We start from the raw sequence: 17811 nt of genomic DNA, 5'->3' as shown, positions 1-17811 counted from the left end.
CATGTTGGGGACTTTCGTTCGACTGCTTGGCGACGACGCCGTGTTCCTGCGCCGCTACATCCGCCTGGCGCTGGTGTATGGCGTGCTGTGCGGGCTGACCATCGTCACCCTGGTGCCGATCCTGCGCCACCTGCTGGGCAACCAGCTGGAGGCCGCCGGCCAGTGGCTGGCACTGCTGGCCTTGGGCGTGGTGGTGTGCTGGTACCTGCGGCGCCGGGTGGAGAAGGCCGGCATCGCCGTGGGCATTGCCGTGCTGCGCGGTGGCCGCCAGCGCCTGGGCGAGCATGTCGGCACGCTGCCGGTGGGCTGGTTCAATGCCGCCAACACCGCGCGCCTGAGCCATGTCACCACCCAGGGCATGATGGAGATCGCGCAATTGCCGGCCCATGTGTTCACGCCGCTGTTCACCGGGGTGGTGACGCCGTTGGTGATCCTCGTTGCGCTGTTGCTGGTCGACCTGCGCCTGGGCCTGGTGGCCCTGGTCAGCCTGCCGCTGCTGGCCCTGGTGATGCTGGCGACAATGCGCCTTGGCCAGCGCGCCGACCAGCGCTACCAGCGCGACACCGCGCAGACCAGCCAGCGCATGGTCGAGTTCGCCCAGGCGCAGTCGGTGCTGCGTGCCTTCAATGGCGAACAGGGCGGAACGCGCTTCCTGGAGCAGGCCGTGGCCCAGCAACAACAGGCGGCACGCAAGCTGATCCAGCTGTCGGCGCTGTCGTCGGTGCTCAACGTCTGGGCGGTGCAGGCCAGCTTCGCCGCGTTGCTGGTGGTCGCCACGCTGTGGCTCGGCGAGCAGGCCGGCGCGGGCTTCGACAACGCAACGGTGATCGGCACCCTGGTCGCGCTGGTGCTGGCGACCCGTTTCATCGACCCGCTGCTGGATGTGGCTGGCTACAGCGAGGTGCTGCGCGGCACCCGCGGCCAGTTGCAGGCGGTGGCCGAGCTGCTGGCCGTCGAGCCGCTGCCCGAGCCCGCCGCACCGCAGGCGCCGGCCGACGGTTCGGTGCAGCTGGAGCAGGTCGGATTCCGCTACGGCGACGACCAGCCAGAGGTGCTGCGCGAGGTCAGCCTGGACATCGCGCCCGGCAGCATGACGGCGCTGGTCGGCGCATCGGGTTCGGGCAAGACTACCCTGGTGCGCCTGATCGCCCGTTTCTTCGACGTCACCCAGGGCCGGGTCAAGGTCGGCGGGGTGGATGTGCGGCAGATGTCCGCCGAACAGCTGGCCGGGCAGATCAGCCAGATCTTCCAGGACGCCTACCTGTTCCAGGGCAGCATCGCCGACAACATCCGCCTGGGCAAACCCGACGCCAGCGAGGCCGAAGTGCTCGAGGCGGCGCGGCTGGCCGGGGTGCAGGAGATCCTCGAGCGTCTGCCCGAAGGCTTGCACACGCCGGTGGGCGAGGGCGGTGCGCGCCTGTCCGGCGGCGAACGCCAGCGCATCTCGATTGCCCGCGCGCTGATCAAGGACGCGCCAATCCTGCTGATCGACGAGGCCACCGCGGCGCTGGACGCCGAGAACCAGGCGGCCATCGCCGAAGCGCTGGCGCGGTTGCGCGGCAAGCGCACGCTGATCGTCATTGCCCACCAGCTGTCGACGGTGGCCATGGCCGACCAGATCGTGGTGCTGGACGAAGGGCGTATCCGCGAACAGGGCGCCCATGCCCAGCTGGCTGCCGAGGGTGGCTTGTACGCGCACTTCCTCGAGCAGCGCCGGGCCGCCAAGGGCTGGCGCATCGGTGAGGCCGCAGGCGATGGAGTGACCGCTTGAGTCGGTTGTTGCTGCCAACACTGTTGTTGCTGCTGTGTGGCGTTTCACTGATGGTCGGGGCCAGCCAGATGTCCTGGTCGGCCTTGCTGTCGGCCTCCGACGATGCCTGGCTGACCCTCACCGCCAGCCGCCTGCCACGCCTGGCGGCACTGGTGCTGACGGGTGTCGGCCTGTCGATCTGCGGGGTGATCCTGCAGCAGATCGTGCGCAACCGCTTTGTCGAACCGGCCACCTGCGGCGGACTCGACGCGGCCAAGCTGGGCATCCTGGTGGCCCTGACCGTGCTGCCGGGTGCCGGGGCCACCGGGCGCATGCTGTTTGCCCTGGTGTTCTGCCTGCTGGCGAGCCTGGCGTATGTGGCAATCATTCGCCGCATACGCTTCACCAACCTGGTGCTGGTGCCAGTGATCGGCCTGATGTACGGCAGCGTGCTCAGCGCCATTGCCGAGTTCTATGCCTATCGCCACAACATCCTGCAGAGCATGCAGGGCTGGCTGCTGGGCGATTTCTCGCGGGTGATCGAGGGCAACTACGAGATCATCTACCTGATCCTGCCGATCGTCGTGCTCACCTATCTATATGCCCAGCGCTTCACTGTGCTGGGCATGGGCGAGGGCATGGCTACCAGCCTCGGCCTGAACTACGCGGCCACCGCGATCCTCGGCCTGGTGCTGGTGGCGGTAACGGTGTCGGCCACGGTGATCACCGTGGGCGCGATCCCCTTCGTCGGCCTGGTGGTGCCGAACCTGGTGGCACTGCGCTACGGCGAGAACCTCAAGCGCACCTTGCCCATCGTCGCCATGTGCGGCGCGGCGCTGCTGCTGGCCTGCGACATTCTTGGCCGGTTGTTGATCCACCCCTACGAAGTGCCCATTGGCCTGACCGCCGGCAGTGTCGGCGGTGTGCTGTTCCTGGTACTGATCCTGTGGAAGTGCAAATGATGCGCCGCGCCGCCTGGTTGTTGCTGCCGGCCCTGGTGCTGGCGTTCCTGTTGCTGGGCTCGGGCCTGGACTTCAGCTACGTGATCCCCAAGCGCCTGGTGCGCCTGGGCGCGATCGTGGTGGCCGGGGTGTGCATCGCCTTGTCCTCGGTGATCTTCCAGACCCTGGCCGGCAACCGTGTGCTGACCCCGGCGATCATGGGCTACGAAGGCATCTACCTGCTGTTCCAGGCCGTGCTGGTGCTGTGGCTGGGCACCGGCAGCGTGGCGCTGCTCGGCGCGCAGGGCAACGCGCTGCTGTCGATGGCGTTGATGCTCGGCTACTCGTGGCTGCTGCAGCGCTGGCTGCTGCGCGAGGGACGCGGGGATGTCTACCGCCTGTTGCTGCTGGGGTTGGTGCTGACCATGGTGCTGGGTACCTTCACCCAGTTCATCCAGCTCAAGACCAGCCCGGGGGAGTTCTCGATTCTGCAGAGCCTGGGCTACACCAGCTTCAACCGCGCCCAGCCGGCCCAGGTGCTGTACTCGGGCCTGCTGGTGGCGGCAGTGGCAGTGCTGGTGGCGCGCGGCACGCGGGTGCTTGACGTACTGGCGCTGGGCCGCGACCAAGCCATTGCCCTGGGCCTGGACCATGGCCGCTGCCTGCGCCTGCAGATGGCGCTGATCGCCGTGCTGGTGGCGGTGTCCACCAGCCTGGTGGGGCCGACCGCGTTCATGGGGGTGTTCGTCGCCAACATCGCCTACGCCCTGGCACGCAGCGCCCGGCACCAGGTGACACTGCCACTGGCCTGCGCCGTGGCCATCGGCATGTTCCTGCTCGCCCAACTGCTGGTCGAGCATCTGTTCAACTACCGGACCAGCGTGAGCATCCTCGTCAACCTGGTGTGTGGCGCGTACTTCCTCGCGCTGATGGTCCGTACCCGAGGCACCCCATGATCACCCTCGAACACCTGCACAAGGCCTATGGCGACAAGACCGTGCTCGAAGACGTGAGCCTGGCTTTCCCGGCTGGCCAGGTTACCTCGCTGATCGGCCCCAACGGCGCCGGCAAGAGCACCTTGCTGATGTGCATGGCCCGGCTGCTGCCGGCAAGCCGCGGGCGCATCCTGCTCGACGGCCAGGACATCGGCCGCATCGCCATCGCCGACTACGCCCGGCGTGTGGCCACCCTGCGCCAGGTACTGGACTTCAACCTGCGCCTTACCGTCGAGGAACTGGTCGCCTTCGGCCGCTTCCCCTACAGCCGCGGCCTGCTGACCGCCGACGACCACCAGGTAATCGACGAATCCCTGGATTTCCTGGGGCTGCAAGCGCTGCGCCGCGCCTACCTCGACGAACTCAGCGGCGGCCAGCGGCAGATGGCCTTCCTGGCCATGACCATCGCCCAGCGCACCGACCTGCTGTTGCTCGACGAGCCGCTGAACAACCTCGACATGAAACACGCGGTGCAGATCATGCAGGCGATCCGCAGGCTCTGCGACGAGCAGGGGCGCACGGTGATCCTGGTGGTGCACGACATCAACTTTGCCGCCAACTATTCCGACCACATCGTCGCCATGAAGCAGGGCGCGGTGCACAGCCACGGGCCGGTCGCCGAGGTGGTCACCGAGGCCAACCTGCGCGCGCTGTTCGGCCTGGCGTTCGAGATCCTGCCCAGCGCGCAGGGTTTCGTCTGCAACTACTTCAACCCATCACTATCGAGAGAGCTGGTATGAACGGAATCTGCAAGATACTCCTGGCCGCCGCCGTGGCGGCCGCGTTGCCGGGCTGCGACCAGGCCCCGCCGGAGCAGGCGCGCGCCGCCAGCGCCGACTACGCCCCGGTGAAGATCGAGCACGCCCTGGGCACCACGCTGGTCGAGCACCAGCCGCAACGCGTGGTGGCCTTCGACATGAGCGAGCTGGACACCCTTGACCAGCTCGGCGCGCCGGTGGTCGGTATCGCCAAGGACTATGTGGCGGGCTTCCTGGCCAAATACCGCGATGACCCCAAGGTGGCGGACGTCGGCACCACCATCCAGCCTAACCTCGAACGCCTGCACGCGCTCAAGCCCGACCTGATCCTTATCTCGCCGCTGCAGGCTCAGAGCTACCAGGAACTGAGCCAGATCGCGCCGACAGTGCACTACGACATCGACATGGACAATCGCCAGGGCAATGTCATCGACACCGCCAAGCAGCACCTGCTGACCGTCGGGCAAATTCTCGGCAAGCAAGACTTGGCCCGGGAAACCGCCGCGCGCATCGATGCCAAGGTGGCCCAGGTGCGCAAGGTGACCGACGGGCGCCCGGAAAAGGCGCTGGTGGTGCTGCACAACAACGGCGCGTTCACCGCCTACGGTGTGCGTTCGCGCTACGGCTTCATCTTCGACACCCTCGGGGTCAAGCCGGCCAGCGACGATATGCAGGCCGGCCTGCACGGCCAGCCGATTTCCAACGAGTTCATCCACCAGGCCGACCCGGACATCCTCTACGTGATCGACCGCACCGCCGTGATGGAGCGCCGCGCCGCGCTGGACCGCGAGACCCTGGACAACCCGCTGCTGCGCCAGACCAAGGCGTGGAAGAACGGCCATGTGGTGTTCGTCGATCCGCAGACCTGGTACCTGTGCACCGCCAGCGTGACTTGCCTGGAGCGGGTGGCGGACGAGGTGGTGAAGGGATATCAGGGCTGACTTCCTGAAAGGGGGCTGCTGCGCAGCCCATTCGCCGGCAAGCCGGCTCCCACAGAAACTGCAGCCAGGCGCGATTCCTGTGGGAGCCGGCTTGCCGGCGATGAGGCCGGTACAGATGTGAAACCGATAGTGGCCAAGTGACTGTAATTTCTGTTGAGGGATTCGCCGACTCGTACGGAATGACTAATGAGAAACATTACCATTCTATCCCGAAAGGAATCCCTCATGCCTCCACTGCAACATCCCCAGGCACCGAAACTGCCCCGCAGGGCCTTGCGCATGGCCGTGCTGCTGGGCATGGCCGCCATCGCCGGCAACGCCTTCGCGCAACCGCCACGCAGCACCTCCTCGGCACAGCAGCAAACCCCCGATGTAAAGGAAGAGGGCCTGACCCTGCCGGAAACCCTGGTGCAGGAAACCCGTGACGCCCTCGGCGCCCCGCCACCGGAATATGCCGGGGGCCAGGTCGGCTCGGGCAGCCGGGTAGGGCTGATGGGCAACAAGGACTTCAGCGAAACCCCGTTCAACGCCATCAGCTACACCAAGGAATACATCGAGAACCGCCAGGCCCAGGACATCGGCTCGGTGATCGGTGCCACCGATCCGTCGGTCTACGTGCCGAGCAAGCGCGGCATCTTCGAGACCTTCTTTATCCGCGGCCTGTACAGCACCGGCAACGACATCACCTTCAACGGCCTGCCGAGCATGGCGCCGAACATGCGCGGCTCCACCGAGCTTGCCGAGCGCATCGAGGTGCTCAAGGGCCCGTCGGCGCTGCTCAATGGCATGCCGCCAGACGGCAGCGTCGGCGGCAGCATCAATATCGTGCCCAAGCGTGCCGGCGACGAGCCCCTGGCCCGGTTGACCGCCTCCTACGAGTCCGATGGCCTGGCTGGCATGCATGCCGATATCGGCCGCCGCTTCGGCGACCAGAAACAGTTCGGCGTGCGCTTCAATGGCGTCTACCGCGACGGCGACACCCCGGTGGACGACCAGCAGCACCGCATGCAGCTGTCGTCGCTGGCCCTTGACTGGCGCGGCGAGCGGGCGAGGGCGTCGCTGGACTACTACCACCAGCGCGAACGCATGGACGGGGTCAACTATTTCGGCATTGCCTCGATCAGCCCCGGCGTGACCCACCTGCCCAAGGCCAAGAAGGGCGATCACTCGCTGGCCCCGGAGTGGGGCTACACCGTCAACGACACCGACACCGTGGTGCTGCGCGGCGAGTACGACCTCAACGACTCGCTCACCGCATTCGCCGGCTGGGGCCATCGGGAAGGGGGCTACAACGCGCTGATGACCAGCGGCATGCTGCTCAATGATGCCGGCGACATCTCCGCCACACCGATCCGCTCGGCTCGAGATGGCGAGCAGAAGTCCGGCGAAGTCGGCCTGCGCGGGCGCTTCGCCACCGGCACGGTCGACCACGCCTGGTCGCTGGCGGCAACCCGCTACGACTCCGAGAACAGTTTCAAGGACAAGCGCCTGTCTTCGAACATCCGCACCAACTACTACAACCTGGACTATGGCCCGCGCCCGGAGATCGGCGAGTACGGCAACGTCACCTCGCGCATGCGCGCCCGGCTGAGCAGCGAAGCCTTGCTCGACACGATGTCGTTCCTCGATGACAAGGTGCAGTGGACCGTCGGCGCTCGCCACCAGAACGTGCGCGCGTCGAACTACAACGGTAACCACCAGCGTACTTCCAAGCCCTACGATGAAAGCCGGGTTTCACCGGCCACGGCCTTGCTGGTCAAGGTCACCGACGAACTGTCGCTGTACGGCAACTACATCGAAGGCCTGAGCCAGGGTGGCATCGCCCCGGACAACGCGCGCAACGCCGGCGCGATCATGGCGCCGTACCAGACCAAACAGTACGAACTGGGCGCCAAGCTCGACCTGGGCACCTTCGCGCACACGGTCAGTGTCTACCAGGTGAAGAAACCCAGCGCCTATACCGATCCGCTGACGCAGATCTACGGCGTGTACGGCGAACAGCGCAACCGTGGCCTGGAATGGTCGTTCTTCGGCGAGCTCGAACCGGGCCTGCGCCTGCTGGGCGGTGCGTCCTACACCAAGGCTGAGCTGACCAAATCGATACGCAAGGAAAACGAAGGCAACCAGGCCACCGGCGTACCCAAGGTGCTGGCCAAGCTCGGCGTCGAGTATGACCTGCGCGAGATGCCCGGGCTGACCCTGACCGGCAACGCCAACTATGCCGGCCGGCGCTACGCCACCGATGCCAACAACCTGTCGCTGCCGTCCTACACGATTTTCGATCTCGGGGCCCGGTATACCCTGAAGATCTCGGACAAGCCGGTGACCTTCCGCGCCACCGTGCAGAACGTGACCAACAAGGCCTACTGGATCGGCTCGTGGAACGGCGGCGACGGCAGCGGCCTGTCCGGTGGGCTGGGCACGCCGCGGTCGTTGTTGTTCTCCACCTCGGTGGATTTCTAGCCAACTCCACACTGGCTGCGTGGGAGCGGCGGTGAGCCGATGTGACTTGCCCCGCGACCACCAGCGCAGCCGGTGCCAAACTTTCCAGAACCTTGACGACGTTAAACTATTCACTATGATTAACTTTCAATCGAAATGCTGAGCAACTGCTGAGTCCGGACACCCATGGAGGTGCTCATCACCGGCGGAGCTTTCAGCCAAATCCAGTGAGGAGCGCCCATCATGGCGAGCACCGTCAAAACCCGCTCTGTCACGGCTCACGTGCCCGTGCAACTTGCCGAGAAGGTGGATCTGCTGGCCGAACGCCTGGAACGTTCCAAAAATTGGATCGTCAAGCAAGCCCTGATAGCCTGGATCGACCAGGAAGAAGAGCGTAGCCGGCTGACCCGCGAGGCCTTGGCTGACGTTGATGCCAACCGTGTGATCGACCATCAGGCCGTTCAGGCCTGGGCCGATAGCCTCGGCACGGATACATCCTTGCCCGTGCCCCGCTGATGGACTTGAAGTGGACCAGCAAGGCGCTCTCCGATATCGCCCGACTGTACGAGTTTCTCGCCGCAGTCAACAAACCGGCTGCCGTGAGAACCGTCCAACAACTCACCGGCGCTGCCTCAATGCTATTGGCCAATCCGCGTATCGGTGAACGATTGGAAGAGTTCGAGCCACGGGATGTGCGCCGGATACAGATCGGCCACTATGAGATGCGTTACGAGATCGCGGACTCAACGCTCTTCTTGCTACGCCTCTGGCACACCCGTGAGGATCGGTAGCCCCGCGACCACCAGCGCAGCCGGTGCCACGTTCACAGTGCGTCCGGAAACTCTTCGCGCAGGCTGCTCCCCAGCCAATCCATGAACCACAACGCATCGGCACTCGGCGGCTGGGGTGGCGTCAGCAACTGGTAGCTCTCCAGCGCCACGGCCTGGTCCACGCAACGCACCAGGCTGCCTTCGCGCAGTTCACGTCCGACCAGCACGTCGGTGGCCAGGGCGATACCGTGGCCGCGCTGGGCAAGGTTCAGGACGATATCGTTGCTGATATGCGAAGTATCGGCCTTGACCCGCACCCTCAGGCCATTGGCGGCGAACCAGCTGTTCCACCAGGTGCCGTCATCGACATGGATCAGCCGCAAGGCGGGCAGGTCGGCAGCGCTCAGCCCTGCGGGCAATTGCGCCAGGTAGCTCGGCGCGCAGACCGCGAACACCTTCGGACGGATCAACACCTCGCGTACACCACTCAGCTCACCCGGCAGGCCGAAGGCGATGCCCAGGTCCGCCTGGCGGGCATCCACGCTGGTGAACGTGGCATTGGGCTCGATGGCGATCCTCAGGTCCGGGCGCAGGCTGCGCAAGGTGTCGATGCGTGGTGTCAGCCAGCGTGAGGCGAACGCCGGCACACAGAGGATGCGCAGCCAGCGCTCGTCACCACGTTGCCCCAGGCGCGCACCGGCGTCGGCGAGGATCTGCAGCGCCTGCGCTGCGGCCTTGTAGTAATGGGCGCCGGGCAGGGTAAGGGTCACCCCGCGCGGGGAGCGTTCGAGCAAGCGTACACCCAGCCAGTCCTCGAGGTTCTTCACATGCCGGCCGATCGCCGGCTGGGTCACGTGCAGCGCCTGGGACGCCGCGACATAGCTGCCCAGGCGGGCAGCGGCCTCGAACGCACGCACGGCGTTGAGCGGGGGCAGGCGATCTTCGGCCATGGGCATTCCTTGGTTGTTAGTTTTTTTAATAGTGAAGGCAAATTTATTGTGCTTTTCCCGCTGGCTCAAGTTGCAGACACTCGGGGCAGCGTATTTCCGCGCTTTTCGAGGAGCCCTCCGATGCGGCCAATAACAATAAAGAAGTCGTTCAACGGTCTTTCCATCCTGGCATTGGCACTCGCCGCACTGGCCGGTGCGGCGCAGGCGGCCGACAGCCAGGGGGCCTGCGGCGTGCCGGGGCTTGAGCCTTGCCCGCAGCCTTTCGACAAGGTGCTGCCGGCGGCCAAGGACATGCTCACCTGGGACCAGGACACCCGGGTCGTGGGCTTTCGCAACACCTATCGCCTGTACGGCGGCGATGTTTTCGCCCCGCGCGGCGCCACGCCATACCCCTTGCCGCAGGCCAGTCACAAACTGAGCGACGTGCAGTACCAGTTGGCCGGCAAGACCCACAACCTGGCGGACTACCTGGCCAACCAGAGCGTGACCGGCCTGCTGGTGCTCAAGGATGGCAAGATCGCTTATGAGCACTACGGCAAGGGCAACACCCCGCAGACCTTGTGGACATCGCGCTCGGTGGCCAAGTCGGTGGTCAGCGTGCTGGTGGGCATCGCCGTCAAGGAAGGCAAGATCCATACGCTGGATGACAGGATCAGCCGCTATGTCCCGGAGCTGGAAGGTTCCGAGTGGCAGGACGTGACCCTGCAGCAGCTGTTGCAGCACACCTCGGGCGTCGTCTGGGACGAGAACTATGCCTCGAAGGATTCGGACTTCTCGCACATGACCCAGTGCGAGGCCACCGCCGATCCCTATCACTGCGTGCTCGACCTGGTGCGTTCGGTCAAGCGCAAGCCCGGGGTCAAGCCGGGCGAAGTCTGGTCGTACAACACCGGCGGTGCCTGGCTGGTGGGCCGGGTGCTGGAAAACGCCACCGGCATGACCATTGCCGAGTACCTGCAGAGCCGCGTGTGGAGCCGCTATGGCATGCAGCAGGCCGGGGTCTGGCATGCGCTGGTGCCCGGCAAGGTGGACATGGGCGGCCACGGTTTCAATGCAACATTGCGTGACTGGGGACGGTTCGGCCAGTTCGTGCTGAGTGGTGGACAATTGCCGCAGGGCGAAAAGCTGCTCCCGGACGACTGGATCGCGCGTTCCACCCACTGGACCCAGGCCAAGGGCTCAATGACGGCCGCCGCGCCCAAGGGTCAGTACGGCTACCAGTGGTGGTACAACGCCCCGGCCCCGGACAGCGATGCCGAACCCAAACGCACTGCCACCAGTGACCAGACGTTCTGGGCCCTGGGCATCTTCGGCCAGAGCATCGCCATCAACCCGGCGGAGCGCCTGGTGGTGGTGCAGTGGTCGACCTGGAAGAACGCCGAGAGCCCCGGCTCGCTGTATGACGAGCAGGCGGTGTTCGTCAACGCGGTGGCCAAGGCGCTGAGCCAGTAGCGCCGGGCGAGGGCAGGGCGCCGGCAAGCGCCTGCCCAGTCACACCCGAAACCGCGACACGCTCGCCTGCATGCCCTGGGCAATCTCGCCCAGGCGCTGCGCCGCCGTGGCCAGCTGCCGCGTGGTGTCGGTACTGTCCCTGGACATGCGGGCGATCAGTTCTACCTGATGGGCGACATCCTGGCTGGCCCGGGTCTGCTCGCCGATGGTCTGCGAGATTTCTTCGACCACCGACGCGGCGCGGCGGGCGCCTTCACGAATCTGCTGGATCGAGTCGCCGGCCTGGGTGGCCAGCTCCACGCCAGCGCGGACCCGGGTGACGCCGGTCTGCATGCTGTCGACGGCGTTGCCCGTGCTTTGCCGGATGCGTTCGATCATGCCGGTGATCTCCCGGGTCGACTGCGCCGTGCGCCCGGCCAGGCCGCGTACTTCATCGGCGACCACGGCAAAACCGCGCCCGGCCTCGCCGGCACGAGCGGCTTCGATGGCCGCGTTCAAGGCCAGCAGGTTGGTCTGCTCGGCGATGGTGTTGATCACCTGGATGATCGAGTGGATTTCTTCCGAGCTTTGCCCCAGCACGGTGATGGTTTCAGAGGAACGGTTGACCGCTTCGTCGATCCCCTGCATGCCGCCGACCACGTTGAGGATGACCTCGCCGCCGTCGCTGGCCAGGCGCTCGGACTGCCCGGAGATGGCCTGCGCATCGCGGGCGTGGTCGGCGATCCGCGCCAGGTTGGCAATCATCTGCTCGGTGGCCGAGGCCATGCTCACGGCGCTGTCGGACTGCTGGCTGGTGCGTTGCACCAGGCTGCTGGAAGCCTGGCCCAGTTCATCGGCCACCTCGCGCAGCAGCAAGTTCTCTTCATGGATGGCCTTGATCATGTTGCCCAGGCTGTCACGCATGTCCGCCAGCGAACGCAACAGATGCCCGGTTTCGTCACGGTCGTGGACCTCGATCGCGGTGGTGAGGTCGCCCTGGGCGATCCGCTCGGCAACCGCCATGGTCTGGCTCAACGGCCGCAGGATGGAACGCAGCAGCAGGAAGGTGCACAGCGCCAACACCAGGGTTGCCAGGATCATCCCGCCCACCAGCACGCTGATACCCTGGTGCAGGGTGGCGGTGCTCTGTTCGCGGCTCTTGTCGGCATTGCCGGCGATCAGGTCGCTCAGGGTGCTGTTGCGCTGCTCCAGCTCCTTGAAAGCAGTGACAAAGGCCGGCAACTGAGCCTGGGCCTGTTCAGGCGACTGTAACGCCAGCTGGATGATCGACGTGGCGCTGGCGATGTAGTGGTCGAGGAGGGGGCCCAGGTCACTGATAGCCTGGTGCAGGTCGGCGTCCAGGGGTAGCTCAAGGTTGCTTTGCACGACACTGCGGAACCACTTGGCGTGCTCGTCGAGGTCGGCCAGCACCTGGTTGGCGGTGTCGGTATCGCCCGGCTTGACCAGCAGGGCGGCCAGCACATCGGCGCGCAGCGCATCGTGCATCATGTCGCCTTCCATGTGGTTGCGCAGGGCGGCCATGCTGGCCTCGCTGCGCTGCAACGCCTGGTTCTGGTCATGCTCGGCGAGCAGGCCGCTGCCACCGAGCAACAGGGCGGCGAGGATGCTGACAAGACCGAACCCGATGGTTTTCTGGCGAATGTCCATTTTCGAACAGGCTCCGTGGGGTGGGTTTGGTGAGCATAGATGGTTGGAGGTATTTCGCAGGGGGAAAAGGACGGCGCTGAGGTGCGTTGAGGAGATGCTACATATAACTCAACTAAATGAATATTTAGTTGAGTTATATGTTTTTGCCATAAAAAAGTCGGGCAGGGCGTACGGACGTTTGCTGACGTCAGAGACCCTGTGTAGTGTGCATCCAGCTCACTTACCCTCAAAGGAATGAGACATCGACCATGCGTAGATTCACCGCTTTACCGTTGTTGTTTGCCCCCATGATCGCCTGGGGCGACTGCACGCAGAACCTGCAAACCTGGGCCCAGGCCTTGCACCCAACACTTGAGCTCGCCAGCGACTTTGCAGTCTGCAAGGTCAATCCGGCAGATACCAGCCAGGTCTTGGCAGCCTTGCCGTTGAAGGTGAACGTTGATGAATACGGGCAAGGCGATTACAGCCTGGATGTACTGGTGGCCGATGCCGCCAGCGGCAAGATCATTGCCCACCATTACCAGGAGGCGGCGATCGTCTCCGACGCAGTGCAGTTTTCAGGCCTGACGCTGGACACTGCGCGCTATCAGGTGGCACCAGGGCTACGAGCATTTGGCGTACGCATTCGTCACACAGGCTCGTCACGGGTCAATCCGTTCAGCAGTGAAACCCTGAGCCTGTACGTGAACGACGGTTCGCAACTGCGGCAGATCATGGGGCACTTGGTTGTGAGCGAGAGTCACGGCGAATGGGATGGTGTCTGCGCTGGAGAATTCGGTGAGATCAAACGGACGCTGGCAATGGGAAAACCCGGCAAGGACGGTTTCAGCGGATTGCGGGTTACCGAGATATCGACCGGGAGCCAGAGCATTCCCAAGAGCACTGATGACTGTCAGGAAATCGAAGGCGTCACGCAGACGAAAAGGTTCAGCCTGGATTATGACGGCGGCCGGTATGGAGTGCCGAAAGGGTTGAGGTTCGAGTGAGTGGATTGAAAATGGGCTTGGTGGAGGCTGGAATCTGGCCTCCCTCTGGGCGTACTGCTCAGTGCGAACCTGCGCATAATGTATATTATGTTAAATTGCGTATTACGGGAGGTGACCTCCTAAGTCGATCACCTGTGGTTTGTGCCTGCCATCAAGCTCGAGCTGCCGGCGCTATCTCGACAACTGCACAGCGTCCCTTCGTTCGTACCTTCTGCACCAGTCGCGCCCTGTTGATGAACACATCGATCTGACAGCTGCCTGTCTGACTGACCCTTTCGGTTCACCCGGCGCTCATCAGAGCGTCGGTGATGTTCAGTGGTCGGCGGCGGCTTCCTGGTTCTTGAGTTCGTGAAACCGCAGCTCCTTCGCTTCTGCATCAGAGCGCTAAAGCTCTCAGCAGCAACGCAGACCATTTTATTGAGTCATAGACGAGTGCGGTGATGACTGGCTTTGTCCCGTGAACATCGCCCATATCGGATCTCAGCTTTTGCATCACATATGCAGCTTGATTCAGCGAGCCTTCGATGTTGGCAGCAAGCGGCTTGTAGTCAGCTTCAGACCAGCCGATTTCCACTAGCTCTTGAACCAAGCGATTCTTCACATTGAGTGCATCCACCGATCGTTTCACTCTCTCCTGGAATGAGGCTTTACCAGCATCCCCCAGGTTGTACCTGTCGTAGATGTTGGCGGTTACCGTGTCCAAGGCGCCACAGGCGGCCGATAGCGCCCCGCTTAGGTCTCCATCACGAAGTCTGCTGGATGCCTTTTGGATATCTGCCCTAGCCTGCTCAGGAATTGACGCGAGCTCTGCAGTGTCGAAGATCTCAACGGGAATCAAAGCTGTCCCAGAAAACTTCCATCCAACTCGGGAAAGCACGCGTTCCAGCTCTGCAACCACATCATCCTTACGACGCATCATTTCCTCGCAGCAGATGGAAACAAACGCACCACGACGCGTTTCGTCCATCCTACCCACCTGCTTGTCGATCTCGCTCAACAGCTGAGACTTTGTCGCGCCATTTTGTTGCTTTTGTTCCAGATGCGCTAATAAGGACATGTCGATATCCCCATATCCAACGATCTGTTTGATGTCACCAAAGCTGAATCTTTCAGTGAGCGTTGAGCGAACAGGCGCCCAGGGGATCGTGCTGTTTGTTGTCATGTGAACTCTCGACTGTTAAGTAATTTTAAGTTTCCGGAGCTTCGCTAGAGCATCATACGACTAGTAGAAATCATTGAGCATAGAGTTGATAGACAGCAGATCGATAGGCCCTCTGTTTTTCATCTGGGAAAATGCTTGGCGTAGTAATCAATTAAAGCTGACGCTTGTGTGCTTTTACGAAAAGCCATTTGTCCCTCAATGTCTAGTGAGGGAAGCATGTAGATGATCTGATCCTCAGCATACAAGGCCATCACTGTCTGAGGATCAAGACCATCGCTTATACGATTGCTCAATCGTTGGGTCATCTCTATCGCCGCACCGATCATGATGTCGGCAAGCTGTACAGCTGGGCTCCTCTTGGAGTCAACTTGGGTGACTGCGGTGAGCTTCAGCGGAAATCGGATACTCGCAATTTGTGACTGACGAAACTCTGCATCCCCAACGTGATCGATCTGTCGCTGCAGAATATCGTGGTAAGTCAGTAGGTTTTTTGACTGATCATGCTCCACTCGGTATGGGCCGTTACTCATGGCTTCCATTCGGGTGATGAGGGCGATCAAAATTACCAATGCGATGTCCGTAGTTACGCCCGGTGTAGCTATCGCTCCCAAGCATTCTGGTGCGCCAAAGCGGGCCAATGGCCCCATTACTTCGGGAAACTCCTGCCACTTTGTTTGTTGGGCACACGCAACAAGCTTGGCCAGTGCCGCGGGAGTCTTCAGCTTCATTGCATCCTGGAAAGCTCTCTCCAAGGACGCCATTGCCTGATGGCCTAGAAGTTGTGGACCGATGTAATAGAGGATAGAAGCTAACGAATAGTTTTGACCATTCTCGTAAAAGTCAATGCCTCTCTCGTAGTAAAAAGGCTCCACTGCGTAATCGAGAAATTTAAGCAGCAGCAAAAAGCGTTTATCGCACACATGAGTGACGCATTTGTGATGATTCAGGATGTCGCGCATCAGGGCCAACAAGCGAGGATGATTGCCCTTACGTCGAGACAGTGCTCGGTACTTTAACTCAGCCGCTTGTAGCCTTGGGAAATGTTCGCGAATCAGTCGAGCAGCCTCATCGTCTTTGATCGCTGTGGCTGTGGCTCCTTGGAAAGGTTGCTCTTGGTTCAGCAGGTCGAAACCTGTGTAGCCACTCTCGTCAATGCGGTAACATTCCATTGCTTACCTCCCTGGTAGCTAAATCGTAGGAACTAGTAATGCACTCGCTGGAGCGCTTCAAAGAATTTTTCCAGATAGGCGTCACTGCCGAATCCAAATCCAGACTCGGCTAACGGGGTACGGAATTCAGCAATAGCCATCTCCTCAGACAACCGCCTTCTGGCCGACGAAACCATCCCTAAGCGTCCGTAAATCCAGCGCCGGAATTGATTCGCCTTGATCCCATCACTCAATGACATCTCATCAATGTCTCGGTACTTAAGAAACTGAAGGAGGCAGAACAGCTCGAAACGCTCATACAACTGGGTTGGATCTGCAACGCCGGCAAAACTTGTAGACCAGGATGGTACGAGTATTTCCGCGAGTCGATCATACATTGATCTCGAAACTCTCCCGCCTACAGACGTCCATGACCGGGAGCCGGTAAGGTCTTCTAGGTGGTAAGGTGAGAGCTCCTCCGTGAGGGGGATCCTTACGTTTGTTCGATTGGCTATGGGATGTTCCATCAGTGCATACAAGTCAGTTAAGCGCCCTGCCCTTGTGAGTCCCAGACCGTATCCGTAAAAGACGAGAGCAGCCGGGTAGCGCTTTAGCTCGATCCAGTCTTGATGCCCTACACGTCTCTCGTAGGCCTTAGATAGCAGAGTCTGGATCACCTCCAGCATTAGGCGATGTTCATGCTGGTAGCCCCAGCGTCCAACGACACCGGCGATACGTACCAACGGATCAGATGCGGCTTCGTAGCGCAGCACCCAGTCTCCAAATTCCCCAGGCCCGTCACCGTCTGAATTGTACATCTCAGCCAAATGAGTTGTGGCGCGCTCGACCTCGTTGACGACTAGGTCATCGAACTGAATGCGATAATCAGGTTTGGACAGGTATCGCTTCGCCATGGAAACCGTAAGCTCCACGCTGGACGGGTTGGGCTGACGGGATTGTGTGATGGTTGAGACTTTTGAGCTGAGTGCCTGGAAGAAGGTGTCAGCGTCCGGGGCAATCGCCGTATTAGCCTTTCGATGGGAAACCAACTCTTGGGCGCGCTCTGACAGCTTCCCTCGAGTTAGCCAGAAGGAGGAGTAGCGTCTGTTAGGCGCACGCAGTATTGCCGCACGAAGAGCTCGATCCCATTCCCCCGACCAGCCGGCAACGATCAGGCCGAATTCATCAAAAATTCTATCGAGCAAGCCATCGAAGACTTGGGGATATTCGCTTAGCTCGGAGTCTGTGTTGAGAATGCGAGCATCCTTGAAGTCGCCGTGAAGCTTAAGTATGTAGCAATCCGTGTGGGTCAGTGGTTCAGCGCCAGCAAAACCATCAGCCGAACTCACGACGGTTGGCTCTATACCCACATCACGCAGCGCATTCTCCATTAAACGATCGAAATTAGTTGTGATGATCACACGCACGTGGCCGGTCTTCACCAACTCTGCGATCGCACGGTGAGCCGGCGTTGGCAACTTGAGGCCTTGCTCTCGCTCAACTTCGGACGGTTTGAGAAAACTCTCAATGATGGCTTGCCGTTCTTTAGGCGTACTCGCCAGCTCTTCCAGCAACGTTGAATAGTTAGGCTCCCGATCGCGCTGCTCGACGTACCAGCGATGCCAGTCATCTTGCTCTCCAGCACCAGCGGCAATCCCCGCCCGCCTGACTAGCTCCAGGGTTATTTCCCAGCCTGTAGGGATTCCCGCACTCCGTGAAACTCCCGACCCCAATAGCACCGCATAGACGCCGGGATTCTCAAACATCGAGAAAGCGAGCTGGGTGGTGGAGTCCGTGTTGGTGATGCTCATTTGAAAATCCTTGATCAGTAAGCGTCGGGTTTCGCACTACGCTTGCGCTAGTCAGCAC

General features: G+C 62.1%; 14 protein-coding genes and 2 pseudogenes. 10 read left to right on the top strand and 6 right to left on the bottom strand.

Features of this window, described 5'->3' with window-relative positions; genetic code table 11:
* Position 1 precedes the first annotated feature (1 nt).
* From ACODS9_RS04875 to ACODS9_RS04840, 8 genes are all read left to right on the top strand, one after another.
* Positions 2-1771 carry an ABC transporter ATP-binding protein gene (locus ACODS9_RS04875; protein WP_489093399.1) on the top strand — a complete coding sequence of 590 codons (1770 nt, stop codon included), beginning with the start codon at positions 2-4 and terminating at the stop codon, positions 1769-1771.
* The gene (locus ACODS9_RS04870; protein WP_046855604.1) at positions 1768-2712 is read left to right on the top strand and encodes an ABC transporter permease; all 945 of its coding nucleotides are present in this window, start codon (positions 1768-1770) and stop codon (positions 2710-2712) included. Before ACODS9_RS04875 ends, ACODS9_RS04870 begins: the two co-directional genes overlap by 4 nt.
* Entirely contained in the window at positions 2712-3647 is a 936-nt protein-coding gene (locus tag ACODS9_RS04865; protein ID WP_031315945.1) for an iron chelate uptake ABC transporter family permease subunit, read from the top strand. Before ACODS9_RS04870 ends, ACODS9_RS04865 begins: the two co-directional genes overlap by 1 nt.
* Positions 3644-4426 (top strand): iron ABC transporter ATP-binding protein, encoded by a 783-nt coding sequence (locus tag ACODS9_RS04860; RefSeq protein WP_023631946.1) that lies wholly within the window; start codon positions 3644-3646, stop codon positions 4424-4426. The genes ACODS9_RS04865 and ACODS9_RS04860 overlap by 4 nt, the downstream gene beginning before the upstream one ends.
* Entirely contained in the window at positions 4423-5385 is a 963-nt protein-coding gene (locus ACODS9_RS04855) for a siderophore ABC transporter substrate-binding protein (protein WP_401108734.1), read from the top strand. The genes ACODS9_RS04860 and ACODS9_RS04855 overlap by 4 nt, the downstream gene beginning before the upstream one ends.
* 225 nt (positions 5386-5610) lie before the next feature.
* Positions 5611-7848 carry a TonB-dependent receptor gene (locus tag ACODS9_RS04850; RefSeq protein WP_489093398.1) on the top strand — a complete coding sequence of 746 codons (2238 nt, stop codon included), beginning with the start codon at positions 5611-5613 and terminating at the stop codon, positions 7846-7848.
* A 222-nt stretch (positions 7849-8070) separates the two neighbouring features.
* A complete protein-coding gene (locus ACODS9_RS04845; RefSeq protein WP_489093397.1) occupies positions 8071-8343 on the top strand; it encodes a CopG family ribbon-helix-helix protein in 273 nt (90 codons plus the stop codon).
* A complete protein-coding gene (locus tag ACODS9_RS04840) occupies positions 8343-8618 on the top strand; it encodes a type II toxin-antitoxin system RelE/ParE family toxin (protein ID WP_050705773.1) in 276 nt (91 codons plus the stop codon). Before ACODS9_RS04845 ends, ACODS9_RS04840 begins: the two co-directional genes overlap by 1 nt.
* Positions 8619-8650: 32 nt before the next feature.
* On the opposite strand, the gene ACODS9_RS04835 is transcribed toward ACODS9_RS04840, so the two are convergent.
* Positions 8651-9547 (bottom strand): LysR substrate-binding domain-containing protein, encoded by an 897-nt coding sequence (locus ACODS9_RS04835; RefSeq protein WP_489093396.1) that lies wholly within the window; start codon positions 9545-9547, stop codon positions 8651-8653.
* 120 nt (positions 9548-9667) lie between these two features.
* Here ACODS9_RS04835 and ACODS9_RS04830 point away from each other — a divergent pair, with 120 nt between their 5' ends.
* Complete coding sequence (locus tag ACODS9_RS04830) at positions 9668-10999, top strand: serine hydrolase domain-containing protein (RefSeq protein WP_489093395.1); 1332 nt, start codon at positions 9668-9670, stop codon at positions 10997-10999.
* Between the two features lie 39 nt (positions 11000-11038).
* Here ACODS9_RS04830 and ACODS9_RS04825 read toward each other — a convergent pair.
* Both ACODS9_RS04825 and ACODS9_RS04820 read right to left on the bottom strand, forming a co-directional pair.
* Positions 11039-11653: pseudogene (locus ACODS9_RS04825) on the bottom strand (methyl-accepting chemotaxis protein); the annotation flags it as partial.
* Positions 11654-11899: 246 nt separating this feature from the next.
* Positions 11900-12079 (bottom strand): annotated as a pseudogene (locus ACODS9_RS04820) (HAMP domain-containing protein); the annotation flags it as partial.
* Positions 12080-12894: 815 nt separating this feature from the next.
* Here ACODS9_RS04820 and ACODS9_RS04815 point away from each other — a divergent pair.
* Positions 12895-13632, top strand: coding sequence for a PA3715 family protein (locus tag ACODS9_RS04815; protein WP_489093394.1), 738 nt, complete (start codon positions 12895-12897; stop codon positions 13630-13632).
* Positions 13633-14008: 376 nt separating this feature from the next.
* On the opposite strand, the gene ACODS9_RS04810 is transcribed toward ACODS9_RS04815, so the two are convergent.
* The 3 genes from ACODS9_RS04810 to ACODS9_RS04800 all read right to left on the bottom strand — a co-directional run bounded on the left by ACODS9_RS04810 (position 14009) and on the right by ACODS9_RS04800 (position 17753).
* The gene (locus ACODS9_RS04810; protein ID WP_489093393.1) at positions 14009-14794 is read right to left on the bottom strand and encodes a hypothetical protein; all 786 of its coding nucleotides are present in this window, start codon (positions 14792-14794) and stop codon (positions 14009-14011) included.
* A gap of 119 nt (positions 14795-14913) precedes the next feature.
* Positions 14914-15963: a DUF3800 domain-containing protein gene (locus tag ACODS9_RS04805; protein WP_489093392.1), complete on the bottom strand. Its 1050-nt coding sequence runs from the start codon at positions 15961-15963 to the stop codon at positions 14914-14916.
* Positions 15964-15995: 32 nt separating this feature from the next.
* Positions 15996-17753 (bottom strand): SIR2 family protein, encoded by a 1758-nt coding sequence (locus ACODS9_RS04800; protein WP_489093391.1) that lies wholly within the window; start codon positions 17751-17753, stop codon positions 15996-15998.
* Between the last annotated feature and the right edge of the window lie 58 nt (positions 17754-17811).

It is taken from the genome of Pseudomonas sp. FG36 (genome assembly GCF_057809275.1).
The sequence above is the reverse complement of the archived record's forward strand: the minus strand, read 5'-3'. Positions and strand labels throughout refer to the sequence as shown.

What these genes read in the sequence shown, in the direction of transcription:
- ACODS9_RS04875 (WP_489093399.1), top strand. Translation starts at nt 2, where the DNA reads ATGTTGGGGACTTTCGTTCGACTGCTTGGCGACGACGCCGTGTTCCTG.
- ACODS9_RS04865 (WP_031315945.1), top strand. Translation starts at nt 2,712, where the DNA reads ATGCGCCGCGCCGCCTGGTTGTTGCTGCCGGCCCTGGTGCTGGCGTTC.
- ACODS9_RS04860 (WP_023631946.1), top strand. Translation starts at nt 3,644, where the DNA reads ATGATCACCCTCGAACACCTGCACAAGGCCTATGGCGACAAGACCGTG.
- ACODS9_RS04855 (WP_401108734.1), top strand. Translation starts at nt 4,423, where the DNA reads ATGAACGGAATCTGCAAGATACTCCTGGCCGCCGCCGTGGCGGCCGCG.
- ACODS9_RS04850 (WP_489093398.1), top strand. Translation starts at nt 5,611, where the DNA reads ATGCCTCCACTGCAACATCCCCAGGCACCGAAACTGCCCCGCAGGGCC.
- ACODS9_RS04845 (WP_489093397.1), top strand. Translation starts at nt 8,071, where the DNA reads ATGGCGAGCACCGTCAAAACCCGCTCTGTCACGGCTCACGTGCCCGTG.
- ACODS9_RS04840 (WP_050705773.1), top strand. Translation starts at nt 8,343, where the DNA reads ATGGACTTGAAGTGGACCAGCAAGGCGCTCTCCGATATCGCCCGACTG.
- ACODS9_RS04835 (WP_489093396.1), bottom strand. Translation starts at nt 9,547, where the DNA reads ATGGCCGAAGATCGCCTGCCCCCGCTCAACGCCGTGCGTGCGTTCGAG.
- ACODS9_RS04830 (WP_489093395.1), top strand. Translation starts at nt 9,668, where the DNA reads ATGCGGCCAATAACAATAAAGAAGTCGTTCAACGGTCTTTCCATCCTG.
- ACODS9_RS04815 (WP_489093394.1), top strand. Translation starts at nt 12,895, where the DNA reads ATGCGTAGATTCACCGCTTTACCGTTGTTGTTTGCCCCCATGATCGCC.
- ACODS9_RS04810 (WP_489093393.1), bottom strand. Translation starts at nt 14,794, where the DNA reads ATGACAACAAACAGCACGATCCCCTGGGCGCCTGTTCGCTCAACGCTC.
- ACODS9_RS04805 (WP_489093392.1), bottom strand. Translation starts at nt 15,963, where the DNA reads ATGGAATGTTACCGCATTGACGAGAGTGGCTACACAGGTTTCGACCTG.
- ACODS9_RS04800 (WP_489093391.1), bottom strand. Translation starts at nt 17,753, where the DNA reads ATGAGCATCACCAACACGGACTCCACCACCCAGCTCGCTTTCTCGATG.